15 protein-coding genes are annotated in these 16,862 nt (G+C 47.3%); 14 read left to right on the plus strand and 1 reads right to left on the minus strand.

The annotated features are described in order from the left end of the window. The first annotated feature begins 21 nt into the window (after nt 1-21). From ACGHP1_RS00380 to ACGHP1_RS00425, 10 genes are all read left to right on the plus strand, one after another. Nucleotides 22-1,530, plus strand: coding sequence for a DNA methylase (locus ACGHP1_RS00380; protein WP_390507135.1), 1,509 nt, complete (start codon nt 22-24; stop codon nt 1,528-1,530). A gap of 35 nt (nt 1,531-1,565) precedes the next feature. Then, nucleotides 1,566-2,009, plus strand: coding sequence for a GNAT family N-acetyltransferase (locus ACGHP1_RS00385; RefSeq protein ID WP_390507137.1), 444 nt, complete (start codon nt 1,566-1,568; stop codon nt 2,007-2,009). Nucleotides 2,010-2,045: 36 nt separating this feature from the next. Beyond that, on the plus strand, nt 2,046-2,468 hold the full coding sequence (locus ACGHP1_RS00390; RefSeq protein ID WP_390507139.1) for a hypothetical protein: 423 nt from the start codon (nt 2,046-2,048) through the stop codon (nt 2,466-2,468). A 353-nt stretch (nt 2,469-2,821) separates the two neighbouring features. Beyond that, on the plus strand, nt 2,822-3,151 hold the full coding sequence (locus ACGHP1_RS00395) for a plasmid mobilization protein (RefSeq protein WP_118480153.1): 330 nt from the start codon (nt 2,822-2,824) through the stop codon (nt 3,149-3,151). Further along, complete coding sequence (locus ACGHP1_RS00400; protein ID WP_390507142.1) at nt 3,112-4,479, plus strand: relaxase/mobilization nuclease domain-containing protein; 1,368 nt, start codon at nt 3,112-3,114, stop codon at nt 4,477-4,479. The genes ACGHP1_RS00395 and ACGHP1_RS00400 overlap by 40 nt, the downstream gene beginning before the upstream one ends. A 174-nt stretch (nt 4,480-4,653) precedes the next feature. After that, complete coding sequence (locus ACGHP1_RS00405) at nt 4,654-4,866, plus strand: helix-turn-helix domain-containing protein (RefSeq protein ID WP_390507144.1); 213 nt, start codon at nt 4,654-4,656, stop codon at nt 4,864-4,866. A gap of 69 nt (nt 4,867-4,935) precedes the next feature. Beyond that, nucleotides 4,936-6,438 carry a class I SAM-dependent DNA methyltransferase gene (locus ACGHP1_RS00410; RefSeq protein ID WP_008816155.1) on the plus strand — a complete coding sequence of 501 codons (1,503 nt, stop codon included), beginning with the start codon at nt 4,936-4,938 and terminating at the stop codon, nt 6,436-6,438. Further along, on the plus strand, nt 6,428-7,636 hold the full coding sequence (locus ACGHP1_RS00415; RefSeq protein WP_390507146.1) for a restriction endonuclease subunit S: 1,209 nt from the start codon (nt 6,428-6,430) through the stop codon (nt 7,634-7,636). The genes ACGHP1_RS00410 and ACGHP1_RS00415 overlap by 11 nt, the downstream gene beginning before the upstream one ends. A 108-nt stretch (nt 7,637-7,744) precedes the next feature. Next, nucleotides 7,745-8,728 (plus strand): site-specific tyrosine recombinase/integron integrase, encoded by a 984-nt coding sequence (gene xerA, locus ACGHP1_RS00420; RefSeq protein WP_390507148.1) that lies wholly within the window; start codon nt 7,745-7,747, stop codon nt 8,726-8,728. 13 nt (nt 8,729-8,741) lie between these two features. Then, nucleotides 8,742-9,287, plus strand: a complete 546-nt coding sequence (locus ACGHP1_RS00425; RefSeq protein ID WP_390507150.1) for a restriction endonuclease subunit S — start codon at nt 8,742-8,744, stop codon at nt 9,285-9,287. Here ACGHP1_RS00425 and ACGHP1_RS00430 read toward each other — a convergent pair. Next, on the minus strand, nt 9,284-9,946 hold the full coding sequence (locus tag ACGHP1_RS00430) for a restriction endonuclease subunit S (protein WP_390507152.1): 663 nt from the start codon (nt 9,944-9,946) through the stop codon (nt 9,284-9,286). The two genes, ACGHP1_RS00425 and ACGHP1_RS00430, sit on opposite strands and share 4 nt — an antisense overlap. Here ACGHP1_RS00430 and ACGHP1_RS00435 point away from each other — a divergent pair. From ACGHP1_RS00435 to ACGHP1_RS00450, 4 genes are read left to right on the plus strand one after another with little or no spacing between them, the layout of a single operon-like run. Further along, the gene (locus tag ACGHP1_RS00435) at nt 9,945-10,304 is read left to right on the plus strand and encodes a hypothetical protein (RefSeq protein WP_390507154.1); all 360 of its coding nucleotides are present in this window, start codon (nt 9,945-9,947) and stop codon (nt 10,302-10,304) included. The genes ACGHP1_RS00430 and ACGHP1_RS00435 overlap by 2 nt on opposite strands. A 23-nt stretch (nt 10,305-10,327) precedes the next feature. After that, nucleotides 10,328-12,151, plus strand: a complete 1,824-nt coding sequence (locus ACGHP1_RS00440; protein ID WP_390507156.1) for a DUF262 domain-containing protein — start codon at nt 10,328-10,330, stop codon at nt 12,149-12,151. 17 nt (nt 12,152-12,168) lie between these two features. Further along, nucleotides 12,169-15,258: a type I restriction endonuclease subunit R gene (locus ACGHP1_RS00445; protein WP_390507158.1), complete on the plus strand. Its 3,090-nt coding sequence runs from the start codon at nt 12,169-12,171 to the stop codon at nt 15,256-15,258. Nucleotides 15,259-15,283: 25 nt separating this feature from the next. Then, nucleotides 15,284-16,675 carry an NYN domain-containing protein gene (locus ACGHP1_RS00450; RefSeq protein WP_390507160.1) on the plus strand — a complete coding sequence of 464 codons (1,392 nt, stop codon included), beginning with the start codon at nt 15,284-15,286 and terminating at the stop codon, nt 16,673-16,675. Nucleotides 16,676-16,862 lie beyond the last annotated feature (187 nt).

The following is a 16,862-nucleotide window of genomic DNA, read 5'->3' on the forward strand; positions in this document are numbered from 1 at the left end:
CTGCGCAAGGAGGTATAGAAGATGAAACAACACACCTACATTGCAATCGACCTGAAATCCTTCTATGCCTCCGTGGAGTGCCGGGAACGCGGCTTAGATCCTCTGGACACAAACCTCGTCGTTGCGGATGAAAGCCGGACGGACAAGACCATCTGCCTTGCCGTCACGCCGTCCCTCAAAAGCTACGGTATCTCCGGGCGCGGACGGCTATTCGAGGTCAAGCAGCGCGTGAAGGAATCGAATGTCGGACGGCAGCACGACGCGCCGGGACACAGACTGGACGGCACATCGCACTTCTTCTCGGAACTTCAAGCAAACCCGTCTCTGGCGATTGACTTCATCATCGCGCCGCCCCGGATGGCGTACTACATGGAGTACAGCACCCGCATCTATCAGGTTTACCTCAAGTACATCGCGCCGGAGGACATCGTAGTCTACTCCATCGACGAGGTGTTCATGGACGTGACGGACTACCTGAATACTTACAAGCTCTCGGCACATGACCTCGCCATGAAGATCATCCTCGATGTGCTTGAAACAACCGGCATCACAGCAACCGCAGGAATCGGGACGAACCTCTTTCTCTGCAAAGTGGCAATGGACATTGTAGCGAAGCACATCCCCGCCGACAAAAACGGCGTCCGAATAGCCGAACTGGATGAAATGAAGTTCCGGCGTGAGCTTTGGGCGCACCAGCCTCTCACGGATTTCTGGCGCGTGGGTCGAGGTATTGCCAAGAAACTTGAGCAGAATGGGATGTTCACAATGGGCGATGTTGCACTTTGTTCAGAGCGAAACGAGGACTTGCTTTACAAGCTGTTCGGCAAGAACGCGGAATTGCTCATCGACCATGCGTGGGGATGGGAACCGACCACCATTGAAGCAATTAAAGCGTATCGTCCCAGCTCCAACAGCCTCAGCTCCGGTCAGGTATTGCACTGTCCCTATGAGCCGCAGAAGGCGAAGCTGGTTGTGCGGGAAATGACGGACTTGCTTGTGCTGGATTTGGTGGACAAGGGGCTTGTTACTGACCAGATGGTTCTCACCGTTGGTTATGATATTGAGAACTTGACCGACCCTTCGCGGCGGGCAAAGTATCACGGCACGGTTGAGAAAGATCACTATGGAAGGCAGATTCCGAAACAGGCTCACGGCTCTATCAATCTCGACGGTCACACATCCTCTACCCGCAAAATAATATGTGCTGTGTCAGAGCTATTCGACCGGATCGTGGACAAGAATCTGCTTGTCCGCCGTATGTATGTTGTGGCAAATCATGTACTGCCGGAAGCGGATGCGCCGAAGAAAAACGACGGTGCTGTCCAGCTCGACCTCTTCACTGACTATGCCGCCGAAGAGGAAAAGCAGAAAGCTGAGAATGCCGCATTGGAACGGGAACGAAAAATCCAGAAGGCGGCTCTTGCGATCAAAAAGAAGTACGGAAAGAACGCCATCCTCAAGGCGATGAATCTTGAAGAAGGCGCAACCGCCAAAGACCGCAATGCGCAGATCGGCGGGCATAAGGCATAAAGAATCAAACAAATCGGAAATTGCAGAGGTCAAATATGGTGATCAAAGAAATCGTTGATGATAAGATGCTTTATATGGACTTATTGTTGCTGGCAGATGAACAGGAAGATATGATTCACCGCTATCTTGAAAAGGGAACCATGTATGTACTTGATGATAATGGCGTGAAAGCAGAGTGTATCGTTACCGACGAGGGAAACGCGATTCTTGAAATCAAGAATATTGCTGTGAAGCCAGAATATCAGGGCTGCGGTTACGGAAAAGCCCTAATTAACTTCTTAATTCACCGATATACAGGGAAATACTCTATTATGCAAGTAGGGACAGGAGATAGTGCGTTGACTGTTCCGTTTTATGAGAAATGCGGTTTTACACGCTCTCATTGCATCCCTAATTTCTTTACTGACAATTATGACCATCCGATATTTGAGTGTGGTGTTCAACTTGTTGACATGATATATTTGCAAAGGCAGTTATAAATCCCCGGTTACATGGAAGGGAGATGCACAATACACATGAACAATAGGTACGACGAGATTATCAATCTTCCTCACCACATCTCCAAGACGCGACCACAGATGCCGATGTCAGATCGAGCGGCGCAGTTCGCGCCCTTCGCAGCACTCACCGGATATGACTCCGCCATCAAGGAAACCGGGCGTCTGACCGACGAAAGGATTGAGCTTGACGAGGGAGCTCTGACTGCATTGGACATGAAGTATCAGCTTCTTATGGATGCCTTTGATGATGCACCGGAGGTCACCATCACCTACTTCCAGCCCGATGAGCGGAAGGCTGGCGGCAAATACATAACAGCAACCAGCGCGGTCAAAAAGGTTGATGATTTTGAGCGGCGAATCACCATGCAGGACGGCACGAAGATTCCGATGGATGACGTTCTAAGCATTGACGGAGAGCTGTTCTCATCGCTGGAATAATGTCGCTTGCCATGCGACCGAACGAATTGAATACAGAGATAAAAAGACTGCAAGGCGCAATGCCAAGCAGTCTTTTTTATGTGAAAACGGTGGATGCAGACGTATCAAATCTAAATGAGATTAAGAAAAATCCTATTCAATCCCGGACAAATCCCAATAAACTGTCCGTTGTTATATGAAGGGGTATTTTACGGGGAGTCTCTACGAGGGAATACGATTTTAGAGAATAGCAAGCACAGCCGGTGTATATACACACGGCGATTTCTGATTAAGGAAACCCTCCCCTTAATCGAAAAAAATGCTTGTTGGGAAGTCTCCCAAACCCTCTTCCTTTACGAAAGGACGGAACGCCTATGGCAAACAGAACGCGACCAAATCAGATACTCTTCTTCGTTTCCGATGATGAGAAAAGAATCATCAAGGCAAAGATGGCGCAGCTTGGAACAAAGAACATGGGAGCATATCTCCGGAAGATGGCGATTGACGGTTATATCATCAAGGTGGACTATACGCAGCAGAAGAAACTTGCCGCCGCAGTCAGCCGTGTTGCCTCAAACATCAATCAGATTTGCCGCCGCATCAACTCCACCGGACACTTCTATGCGGACGATATTGCAGAGCTGAAAGAAAGGCAGGGTGAGATATGGCAATTACTAAAATCAAGCCAATCCGAGGAACTGTAAATAAAGCTCTCGCCTATATTCTCGACCCGCAGAAGACCGACGATGCCTTCTATGTTTCGTCCTACGGATGTGCTGCAAGCGATGCGGCGGCAAAAGAATTTGAGTGGACGAGAAACCTTGCAGTGCAGCAAGGAATGCAAATGCCGAAGGTACTTGCCCGTCATCTGATTCAGTCCTTTGACATCGGTGAAGTGACGCCGGAAGAGGCTCATGAAGTTGGAAAGCAGCTTGCGGACGAATGGCTCAAGGGCAAGTACGAATATGTGATTGCAACCCACATCGACAAGGGGCATTGCCATAATCACATCATCTTCAATGCCGTGAACTATGTGGACTTCCATGCCTACCGGAGCAACAAGAGAACCTATCGTGAGCTGCGTCAACTCAGTGATGAGATATGCAAGGAACACGGGCTGTCTGTGATCCCTCCGTCGCAGAACAAGGGCATGGACTACAAGGAATATACCGAAGCCAAACGCGGCACGAGCTGGAAGCAAAAGCTCAAGCAGACCATCGACCGGCTTGTCATCACAGCAAAGGACTACGATGACTTTCTGCGGCTCATGCAGGAAGCCGGTTATGAAATCAAACCGGGCAAATACATCTCCTTTCGCGCTGAAGGTCAGGAGCGGTTTACCCGGTCTAAAACCATCGGAGAGAACTACACCGAGGAACGCATCAAGGAACGGATTGCCGGACGGACGCCCCGAAGAAGTCAGAGACAGACCACGCCGAAGGGCATCTCTCTCATCGGAGATATTCAGGAGCGGATCAGGCTTATCGACAGCAAGGGTTACGAGCATAAAGCAAAGCTCACTATCCTCAAGGAAGCGGCACGGACACTCAACTATCTCACGGAAAACAATCTGCTTCAATACGCCGATCTTGAGAAGAAGGTCGAGGATGTTCACAACTCCTATGAACGCACCGGCAAGGAGCTGAAAGGCGTTGAGGCGCGTCTACGGGAAGTTCAGCCGCTTATCAAAAATATCTCCAACTATCAGCGGCTCAAGCCCGTGTATGACGCCTTCCAGAAGGCGAAGGATAAGCCGAGCTTCAAGGCAAAGCACGAAGCGGAGCTTGTGATCTTTGAGGCGGCGCGAAGCACATTGCTTGCCATGCAGGGAGAAGAAAAGCTGCCGAGCTTGAAGACACTGCAAGCGGAGCAACAACAGCTTTTGGAGGAACAGCAGCGGCTCTACGATGAACGCGCAAGGCTCAAAAAGGAGGTGCGGATGATCGACACCATGAAGGCAAACGTGGACGATTTCCTCAAGCCGAGTACAGAGCAGGAACACGATTATCAGCGTAGTTCGCAGCGGGAATAATTGAATGAAGCGAGGCGGTTGTCGTTGATAACCGTCTCGCTTTTTGAGTAGCAAAAACATCAAGAACTTGCAGCATTCCTTCTGATTTACAAATAGGCTGATTGCAAAAGAAGAGGGTTTCGTGTATAATATGGTGGAGGTCGTAATTAGCGAACGAGTAAAGGGGTATAGACTATGGGAATAAGCTATAAAAAACTTTGGGTGTTACTAATTGACCGTGACATCAAGAAGTCCTCATTTCGGAAGGAGCTTAACCTTTCATCCGGAACTTGGACAAAACTGAACAAGGGGGAAGAAGTGTCCCTCTCTATTTTGCTGCGCATTTGTGATTACTTGAACTGTGACATCGGAGATATATGTGAGGCTGTGCGAACGGACAAGAACTGAGTCCGGTTTTTCGTACAGCTCTTTTTGTAGAATAGTAAGTGTGAAACTATAACTTTGGAGGTTGCTGAAATGGCTGAGAATAACACAAGCAATATCGGTTTTGAAAAACAAATCTGGGACGCGGCTTGCGTCCTGCGCGGAAACATCGACGCATCCGAATATAAGTCCGTCGTTCTCGGATTGATTTTCTTGAAATACATTTCTGATCGCTTCGAGGCAAAGTACAAGGAACTGGTTGAAGAAGGCGACGGATTTGAAGAGGATCAGGACGAATACACTGCCGAAAACATCTTCTTTGTCCCTGAGAATGCACGATGGAGTGCGATTGCTGCTGCCGCTCACACGCCGGAAATTGGCACGGTGATTGATGATGCAATGCGCAGTATAGAGAAAGAAAACAAGCGTCTCAAAGATATTCTTCCTAAGAACTTCGCCCGTCCGGAACTGGACAAGCGGCGGCTTGGTGAAGTGGTTGATCTCTTCACCAACATTCAGATGATCGAGCATGGGAGCAGCAAGGACATTCTCGGTCGTACATACGAATATTGCCTCTCTAAGTTTGCTGAACAGGAAGGAAAACTTGCCGGTGAGTTCTATACTCCCTCTTGTGTCGTGCGTACCCTTGTTGAAGTATTGCAGCCGTTTAATGGACGTGTTTATGACCCGTGCTGCGGCTCTGGCGGTATGTTCGTTCAGTCCGCAAAGTTCATCGAAAATCACGGCGGCAACATCAACAAGATTTCCGTCTTTGGACAGGACTCCAACCCGACCACATGGAAGATGGCGCAGATGAATCTTGCCATTCGCGGTATTGAAGCCGACCTCGGCAAGTTTAATGCGGACACGTTCTTTAACGATTGCCACCCTCAGCTCAAGGCAGACTTCATTATGGCAAATCCGCCCTTCAATCTCTCCGGCTGGGGTGCGGATAAGCTCGTTGATGATGTCCGTTGGCAGTATGGTACGCCTCCTGCTGGAAATGCAAACTTCGCGTGGTTGCAGCACATGATCTGGCATCTCGCTCCGAATGGACGTATCGGTATGGTGCTTGCAAATGGTTCGCTTTCTTCGCAGTCCGGCGGTGAAGGTGAAATCCGCAAGAACATTATCAATGCTGACCTTGTGGACTGTATCGTTGCAATGCCGACGCAGCTATTCTACACGACGCAGATCCCGGTATCGCTCTGGTTCCTTGCAAAGAACAAGAAGCAAAAAGGCAAAACGTTGTTCATCGACGCACGGAAGCTCGGTACTATGGTCACACGAAAGCTGCGAGAACTGACGGATGAAGACATTAAGAAAATTGCCGACACTTACAATGCCTTCGTTGACGGAACACTCGAAGATGAAAAGGGCTTCTGTGCTGTTGTCACTACACAGGACATTGCAAAGCAGGATTACATTCTCACTCCGGGACGCTATGTTGGTATTGAGGAACAGGAAGATGACGGTGAGCCGTTTGAAGAGAAAATGGGGCGTCTGACTTCTGAACTGTCTGAGCTTTTCACTAAGTCTCATGAGCTTGAAGCTCAGATCAAAGAACGATTGGGGGCGATTGGATATGACATCTGAGTGGAACCACTTCGCGCTTGGTGAAATCACAGAGCTTGTTATTGATTATCGAGGCAAGACGCCCAAAAAACTTGGTGGTGATTGGTGCAAACAAGGATATAGAGCTTTATCCGCGAAAAACATCAAAACCGGACGCATCGTTCAGGCTGAAACTATCAGATATATTGACGAATCGTTGTATCGAAAGTGGATGAAGGATGAAGTTCAGCGCGGCGATATTCTCATTACATCAGAGGCTCCATTTGGACAGATTTTCTTCTGGGATAGCGACGAGAAGATTGTTCTTAGTCAACGTCTATTCTGTGTCAGAATTAAGCCTGAATACGATGCACGTTTTATCTATTACTACATGACAACCCCTGAATTTCAAAGTGAATTGGATGGACGTGCCACTGGTACGACCGTAATTGGCTTGCGCCAGCCAGAATTGATGAAATGTATTATCCGGTGTCCAGAGATTCAAGAGCAGAAAGTGATAGCTGCAATTCTTTCCTCTATTGATGCAAAGATTATTGCAAACGAAAAGGTAAACGATAATTTAGAGCAGCAAGCGCAAGCAATATATCATGAGCGTTTTGAGACTGTTTCGCCTAATGATTTGCCTTCCGACTGGCGTATTGTAACTCTTGGAGAGGTTGCGACAATCTCAAATAAGAGTTTCAACCCACTGAAAGAGCCTGAGATACTGCTTGAGCATTATAGCATTCCAGCTTTTGATGAGGCGAGGTTTCCGGTCTTTGAGCTATCCACATCCATCAAGAGCAATAAATTCATCATTGATGCCTCGTGCTTCATGATCTCAAAACTCAACCCAACAACGAAGCGTGTTTGGAAGCCGTATTGTCTGACCGGGAATGCAGTATGCTCTACGGAGTTCATCGTCTATAAAGCAAAGGATCAATCTATTACGGATTTCCTGTACTCAGTCATAGACAGCGGCTCCTTTTCCGACTTTATGTGTAGTCATGTTACTGGCTCAACGGGCAGTAGACAAAGAACAACACCGTCGGACACGCTCTCTTATGAGTTAATTCTTCCTTCGGAGGACGAGCTGGCAGAGTTTCAGTCTCTCGTTTCACCGATGTACGCTCAAATGCGGATTAACGCCATTGAAAACGACAAGCTCAAACGACTTCGGGATAGTCTTTTACCCAAGCTGATGTCCGGCGAGATCGACGTCTCTGCCGTCCAGCTCTAAGCTGCTAAATTATCGTTTACCGTCTAAATAACTCTCACCAGTGGCGAGAGTTTTACAAAAGGAACTGCCACTGAATGTCGTTCTCTTACCTCGAAAGGAGACACGACAATGACAGAACAACTCATCACGGAGATACAGCGAAAAATGCTGCCGTATCTTAACAACGAACAGCTCATGCACCTTCGGGATGCAATGGCTGAGACATTGGAAGGGGCAACGATCACCTATGATAGTGGCTCAATTCCAGCAGAAGAAACAGATGCAGTCGAAGCATTTATCACGGCAAAACGGATCGAAGGCTGCTCAGAGAAAACCCTAAGCTACTACCGGAAGACGATTGAATCTCTGATTGCCGGAGTCGGAAAGGCTGTGCAACAGATCACCACAGATGATTTGCGCCGCTATCTGACAAGCTACCAAGTTCAGCGCAGGTCGAGCAAAGTGACCATAGACAACATCCGCCGGATCCTGTCCAGCTTCTTCTCATGGCTTGAAGATGAGGATTTCATTGTGAAAAGTCCGGTACGCCGGATTCACAAAGTCAAGACTGCAAAGGTGGTCAAGGACACCTACACCGATGAAGCGTTAGAGCTGATGCGTGACAACTGCACAACAGCACGAGACTTGGCGATGATTGATCTTCTGGCTTCCTCTGGAATGCGTGTTGGTGAGCTTGTCACGCTAAACCGAGAAGACATCAACTTCAACGAACGCGAATGTGTTGTTATCGGCAAGGGCAATAAAGAACGATTGGTCTACTTCGATGCAAGGACGAAGATCCACCTTCAAAACTATCTTGAGGGTCGAACGGATGGAAACCCAGCTTTATTTGTTTCTCTGAAAGAACCCTTTGACCGATTGATGATCGGTGGAGTGGAGACACGCCTTCGGGAATTGGGAAAGCGTCTGAATATCCCGAAGGTTCACCCTCACAAGTTCAGGCGTACACTGGCTACAACTGCCATAGACAAAGGAATGCCCATAGAGCAAGTCCAGCAGCTCTTAGGGCATCAGAAAATCGACACCACCATGCACTATGCAATGGTGAAACAACAGAATGTGAAGCTGGCACATAGAAAATACATCGGTTAGGATGGTGGGTAGTATGAATGGAACAATATATATGCCCGTTGGTGAAGTTTGTTCGTCTATTTCGGACACTTATCGCGAAAAAAAGAATATGGTGACGCTTATCAATACCTCGGACGTTTTAGAGGGTAGAGTTCTCAACCACGAACGAGTTCCAAACTCCAATTTGAAAGGGCAGTTCAAGAAGACTTTTCAGCGAGACGATATTTTATATAGCGAGATCCGTCCACAGAACAGGCGGTTTGCCTATGTGGATTTTTCGCCCATAGACTATATCGCTTCAACTAAACTGATGGTAATTCGTGCAAAAAAGGATGTGGTATCTCCTAAGTACCTATACTATTTCTTGAAGAATAGTTCCACAGTTGCAGAACTTCAACTGTTAGCTGAAACGCGATCTGGCACATTCCCTCAGATTACATTTTCCGAAGTTGCCAATTTGACCATACCCGTTCCTTCGCTTGCTGTACAAGAAGTTATCGTACAAACGATGCAATGCCTCGAAGATAAGATCACCTGCAACGAGCAGATAAACGATAATTTACATGCGGTAGCTGCTTAAAGTTCAATGTCTGATGCATCAAGCTCACCAGACATTAACTTAGGCAAAAGTGCATTACGCAGATCAACCAATCTTTGGCTCTCAAGTGAATTATTCAAGATGCACTCATAAATGGGAGATGCCACAGCAACAAACTGTTCTGCCAGTGTATCGGAGAGCTTTTTAACAGTTTCCGTTTCAAAATCTCTCGTGATAATTGCATCAAAAACAGCTCCGCTTGCTTTGTGTTTCAAGTGTGCAACTGTCATCAATGTATAATGATAAGTTAAAAGCGGACTAATGCTCTTTCCTGTAAGGGCATAACATGATTGATTCATTGCCATCGGTACACCAGCCAGTCCAACTTTGCCAACTGTTCCTCGTGCAGTAACAAAAACAGTATTCACGGGATAAAGTCTGCTGTTGCAATGTTCCAGACCACTTTGAGTAATTGTTTTCTCAGTTGTCAGAGTGTAAGGAGTACCGACATCTTTTGGCGTAAAGAAAGGTATCTCACCATTCCAATACGATGCTTCGCCAGTTTTTGGTGTACCACCACCAAGCACCTGGATGAGATCAGTAAATGGGACACTAACATCCGCTTGTTCATAACATTGAGTAAACAGAGCCTGTGCCTGCTGTTGTAAATTATCGTTTACCTGATATGGAGGATATACCATGTTTGATAAAGTTCAGGAGAGCTTGAAAAGAAGCAAAGACGAGCGCCAGAAAAAGCGGCTTGAAAAGGAACGGCTTCGTCTTGAGAAAGCCGCAGCAGAAGCAACTCGTGAGGAAGAGCGGCTTCAACAGGAGGCTCAAAAGATACAGGCTGAAAAAGAACGCCTTCTCTCCCTTGATGATAAGGGGCTGAAGGTAGAATTGATTCTGGCAGTGCGCGGCTTATACTCACAGATAGAGTACATTCAAAGTCAGCAGGCTTCTTTATCCGAGCGGGTTGACGATATTGAGTCGGACATCTCTTCCATCCGCAGCGATATTTCAGATTTGGAAAGCAGACTGGGCTCGTCCGATCAGTAAAACTCAATGAAGGAGGCGCAGACGTGATTATTTCACCACAATCTCTTGATACAAACCTAAGTCAGCTTTTAGCGGAGGTTAAGTCCGGCTCAATGCAGTTGCCGGAGTTTCAGCGTGACTGGACATGGGATGATAACCGGATTAGAGGCATCATCGCCAGCTTATCACAGGGTTATCCTATGGGTGCCATCATGCGGCTGCAATACGGCAATCCGGACATCCAATTCAAATACCGTACAATTACGGGTGTGAAGGGTGTTTCAGTAAAGCCGGAGCATTTGATTCTCGATGGTCAGCAGCGGCTTACTTCCATCTATCAGGCAACATCCTCAAAAGAGCCGGTCTCTACCAAAACGGAAAAAGGCAAGGCGATTAAGCGGTACTACTACCTCTCTATGGAGAAGTGCCTTGACGATGATGAGGATCGCTTTGATGCAGTCCTGTCCATCCCCGAAGACCGCAAGATTAAAGAGAACTTTGACCGTGATGTGAAGCTCGACCTCTCAACCAGAGAGTATGAATACGAGAACAAGTTGTTTCCGGTCAATATTGTGTTCGATAGCAATGCCGTAATGGACTGGTTCATGGGCTACATGACGCACTATGGAATGAAGCCGGAAGCAATGGACGAGTTCAAGCGTTTTCAGGCGGATGTGCTGAATACAATTTCCGGGTATAAGCTGCCTGTGATTACGCTGGACAAGTCCACGCCGCGAGAGGCGGTATGCAAGGTGTTTGAGAACGTCAATACTGGCGGTGTTCCTCTCACGGTGTTTGAGCTTGTTACCGCAACTTATGCCACAAGAGACTTTGACCTGAGAAAAGACTGGGTGCAGTGTCGAAATACAATTTGCGGTTTCGGTGACACGCTGAGAACAGACCTGTTCGATGGGATTGATGAGACTACCTTCCTGACAACGGTTTGTCTCTATACAAGCTATTTGAACAAGCAGTCTGGAAAGACAAACACAATCTCCTGCAAAAAGAAAGATGTTCTGGGACTTCCTTATGAATCGTACATAGCGAACCGGGATGCAGTGCTGTCTGGGTTCAAAATCGCAAAGGAGTTTCTTCTTCGGGATCAGTGCGTTTTCCGTCAAAGAGATTTGCCCTATACAACGCAGTTGATTCCACTTGCGGCAATCTGCGCTGTTCTCGGAAAATCCAAATGCAATGAGCCAAACACAATCAAAACTCTTTCTCGGTGGTATTGGTGCGGGATTTTGGGTGAGATGTATGGCGGTGCGAACGAAACCCGCTATGCCTATGACATTGAGGACATGGTTGAAGATGTCAATGGACGTCCGAATGCAATGCACACGATTAACAGCGCAGTCTTTTCTTCTACGCGGCTGCTAACCCTTCAAACTCGCTTGAGCGCGGCATATAAAGGTATAATGGCTCTTCTTTACAAGGAGAAGTGTCGTGACTTTATGAACAACACGACGATTGACATTGTAAACAGTATGCTTGAGTCTCCGGATATTCACCATATATTCCCCGAAGCATATTGCGAGAAAATGGGCATCAAGCGCGAACGGTATAATTCCATCATTAACAAGACGCCGATTCTTCCAGCCACCAACCGCTCGATTGGCGGAAATGCGCCGAGTGAGTATCTGGGGGCAATTCTAAAAAAGGTTGATGGACTGACTGAGAATGAGTTGCAAGCACGGGTGGAATCGCACTTTATCAACTATGCAGAATTGAAGGAAGATAACTTCAATGGCTACTTCATTGACAGAGCAAAGAGTCTTCTCAATCTGATTGAAAAGGCAATGAATAAGCCTGTCACTGACAGAGATGCAGAAAATACGCTGGATCAGTTTGGGGCGAGTCTGGCGTAAAAGGGAGTGACAAAACTATGGCAGGATATTTTACAGAATCAAATTACGAGAACGCTGTCTTGCAGCTTCTCAATGAAGAACTGGGCTATAACTATATCTATGGACCGGACGTGGAGCGCGATTATCACTCGCCGCTTTATGAGGATGTTCTGCTACCTTCCTTGCAGCGGATCAACAAGAGCCTGCCTATGGACGCTCTGACGGAGGCAATCTACAAACTCAAGAACTTTGAAACCGGAACGCTCTTGCAGAAGAACATGGTCTTTATGGACTACCTCCAAAACGGGGTTCCGGTAAAATACTATGACAAGGGTGAAGAACGCTCTACCCTTGTTTACCTTGTAGACTTCAAAAATCCCGCCAGTAACGAGTTCACAGTTGCGAATCAGTGGACTTTCATTGAGAACTCCGAAAAAAGACCGGATGTGATCCTCTTTGTCAATGGTCTCCCGCTCGTCATTGTGGAGTTGAAGTCTCCGTCCCGCGAAGAAACCGACGCTTCCGCAGCATACCGTCAGCTCCGGAACTATATGTATGAGATTCCCTCTATGTTCATTTATAATGCGGTATGTGTCATGAGTGACTTGACCACTTCAAAGGCTGGTACAATCACGTCCGGCGAAGACCGCTTTATGGAGTGGAAAACAACAGACGGCAGCTATGAGAATACGCAACACGCATCATTTGACACATTCTTTGTAGGACTGTTTGAGAAGACCCGCTTCCTTGACATCGTGAAAAACTTCATCTGCTTTAATGTGGATGGACAGAATACATTCAAGATACTCGCCGGGTATCATCAGTATTTCGCAGTCAAAAAGGCGATTGAGTCTACAAAACACGCAACCGTGACGGACGGTAAGGGTGGCGTCTTCTGGCATACACAGGGCAGCGGAAAATCGTTGTCTATGGTCTTCTATGCTCATTATCTGCAAGAAGCGTTAGAAAGCCCCACTATCGTCGTCATTACCGACCGTAACGATCTGGATGACCAGCTTTACGGACAATTCGCCCGCTGCAAGGACTTCCTCCGGCAAACGCCGCAGCACGCTGAGAGCCGCAAGAATCTGAAAGAACTGCTTGCAAACAGACAGGCAAACGGCATAATCTTCACGACCATGCAGAAGTTTGAAGAAAGCAACGAAGCTCTTTCGGAGCGTCGGAACATTATCGTGATGGCTGATGAAGCGCATCGTGGGCAATATGGTCTCAATGAGAAGGTTGTGGTCAAGCAGAAGGACAACGGCGAAGTCGAGGCGAAAACCGTTATCGGCACTGCCCGCATTATAAGAGACACGCTTCCTAATGCGACCTACATTGGATTCACCGGAACACCGATCTCCACAAAAGACCGCAGTACACGAGAGGTCTTCGGTGATTACATCGACATCTATGATATGACTCAGGCAGTTGAAGATGGCGCGACCAGACCCGTCTACTACGAGAGCCGTGTGATTCACCTGAAACTCGACGAGAACACCCTCCATCTGATCGATAATGAGTATGACATTATGGCCGACAACGCCGATCCGTATGTCATTGAAAAGAGCAAAAAGGAACTTGGTCAGATGGAAGCAATCCTCGGTGCCGACCAGACGATCAATTCCTTGGTAAATGACATTCTTGATCATTACGAGAATTACCGTGAGAATATCCTGACCGGCAAGGCGATGATCGTTGCTTATTCGCGTCCCATAGCAATGAAGATTTATAAGCGCATTCTTGAGCTGCGCCCAGCGTGGACGGAAAAGATTGCAGTGGTCATGACGCAAGGCAATAACGATCCCGAAGAATGGCGTGAGATTATCGGCAACAAAGCTCATAAGGACGATATGGCGCGGAAATTCAAAGACAACAACTCTCCGCTGAAAATCGCCATCGTCGTGGATATGTGGCTGACCGGCTTTGATGTTCCCTCCCTTGCTACGATGTATGTCTATAAGCCGATGGCTGGACACAACCTGATGCAAGCTATCGCCCGCGTCAATCGTGTCTTCAAAGATAAAGAAGGCGGTTTGGTTGTCGATTACGTCGGTATTGCGGCTGCACTGAAACAGGCAATGAACGACTATACTGCCAGAGACAAGAAGAACTATGGTGATACAGATGTAAGCAAGGCTGCATATCCGAAGTTCCTTGAAAAGCTCTCTATTTGCAGAGATTTGTTCCACGGATTCAGTTATGAGAAATTCATGACCGGAAGCGACCTTGACAGGGCGAAGCTCATCAGCGGCGGAGTGAACTTCATACTCGGCAAGAGTGTTGCAGAGTACGAGCTTCCCGACCATGAGAAGACACAGAATGTGTTTATCAAAGAAGCCCTGCTTCTCAAGCAGGCACTTTCGCTGTGCAGCAGCTTGGTAGACGAGCAAACTCGAATGGAGGCAGCTTTCTTCGAGTCCGTAAGAACAATGACCGTGCGCTTGGTTTCAGGCGGTACCGGAAAGAAGTTTACGCTTCCGGAAGTAAATGAGCGCATTAACGAACTTTTGAAGCACAGTATCAAAAGCGAAGGCGTTATCAACCTTTTCTCTGATGTCCAGACTGAGTTTTCGTTGTTCGATCCGAAGTTCCTTGAAGAAGTGGCAAACATGAAGGAGAAGAATCTTGCAGTCGAACTCCTGAAAAAACTGATTTCCGAACAGGTCTCTGTTTACCGCCGAACAAACATCGTCAAGTCTGAGAAGTTCTCCGAAATCATTCAGAGTGCGATGAACCGTTACCTGAACGGAATGCTCACCAATGAGGAAGTTATTCAAGAACTACTCAAGCTGGCAAAAGACATTGCTACCGCTGCTGCCGAAGGAGAAAAACTCGGATTGACAGCGGACGAGCTTGCCTTCTACGATGCTCTCACAAAACCACAAGCCATCAAAGATTTCTATGAGCATGATGAGCTTATTGCAATCACGAAGGAACTGACGGACTTGCTTCGTAAAAACCGCACAATAGACTGGCAAAAGAAAGAAAGTGCAAGAGCTGGAATGCGGCGCTTGGTCAAAAGGCTGCTGAAAAAGCACAAATATCCGCCAGAGGGCATGGATGATGCCGTTCAGACTGTCATGAGCCAGTGTGAGATGTGGACGGACAATGTAATGATAGCTTAACTACACCACGAGAAAGGAGTAGAGCATGGGCAATTCAGTCATGCAAAATGAGATTGAATACATCGGAGAGCCGCTTGCCTATAAGGACAGCACCTATGAGCTTGTGTCTAAGGTGGCGTTTCTGATCGGCGTCCCGCTGCGGATATTTGAAAATGAACACGAACCTCCAAAACTCGAAATATACCAGCAGCTTGATAAAGACAAGAATGCCCGTATCATCCGCAATTTGTGTATCATACGGACGTCCATAGAGAGAAACTACCGTAAAATCAATGACATCATGCGGATGGAGTACCGAGGGCTGCTTTCGATTCCGGAGATTATTCCTCCAATTTGTATGCAGCAGCTCTCGCATGACGGAATTAACTTCATCAAAAAGTCCAGCACAAGGCTCTGCCACCATATAATCGAAATCAACCGTCTGATCTCTGATCGCATCAACAACTGTAAAAGCCTCTTTCCAATCTGGATTAACTGGGCATACATAAAAGAGCTGTTCATCATGCCAAACGGCTTGACAGAGGACGGAACGAAAGATGCTGCGGACATCTATTACGCAAGTCTCTCCTACTACCCCTATCAAATGTACATCAACTGGGTACCGATGGACGAGGGCAATGTCCTCTATAACGACAAGAAGTTTGCAACGCTGCTCTATCAATGGCACAACGACGCATTTACAGAATACAGTAAGGTCTCGGATGCTGGCGCTTTTGTAAAGAACAATATCTACGATTTCATCGACGATAGCGAAAAAACCGTGCTTGTCGTGGATTGCGAGAACTCGGATCCGTACAAGCTGTGCGCAACCCTGAAAAACCTCGATTATGATGTCATGCAGAAAATCTCTTCTGTCATTCTCTTTGATGATGTCCACACAGCAACCGCATGGAGAATCCTTGAGAGCTATACCAAACTTCCGGTCGAGCATATTATGATCGAGCGTATTAAGCGGAACAAATCTCTTGTAGATATAAAGCTGACGGCACGAGCCTGTCAGGAACATTATAAAAACGATGTAGATTCCTTCGTTATCGTGTCCAGCGATTCAGACTATTGGGGCTTAATCTCGTCTCTGCCAGATGCGCATTTCCTTGTAATGATTGAGCGCGAGAAATGCGGTCCGGACATGAAAGAGGCACTTGCAGATGCCGGTATTTTCTACTGCTATCTGGATGACTTTTATTCTGGCAACAGCGAAGACATCAAGAAGAACGCTTTGTTCAAGGAGATGTATCGCTGGATCGACAACTCCATCCACCTGAATGTCAACGATATGTTTGATGCAGCTCTGCGAAACACGAGGATCGAAATGTCTCCCGCAGAGCGACGGCAGTTCTATGAGAAGCACATCAGGCACATGACGCTGACCATCGACGAGAACGGAAATGTCAGCATTGAACTGAAACGCGGATAGCCTTGGTTTCTATTCCGGGAGGAATGTGGATGGACAACAGATTCTATTTTGGATTCAATACATCGGAGGAACGGAAAAAGCGCAGAAAGACTGCGGGACGAGCCGCCGGAACGCTATCATGACATCACATGGGACTCCCTGCCTATCAAGAATCGTACAAGCAGTCCGGATGAACTGAGGAAGTTTT

The sequence above is a fragment of the Faecalibacterium sp. i21-0019-B1 genome (genome assembly GCF_042852915.1).
Taxonomy (GTDB): Bacteria; Bacillota; Clostridia; order Oscillospirales; family Ruminococcaceae; genus Faecalibacterium; species Faecalibacterium taiwanense.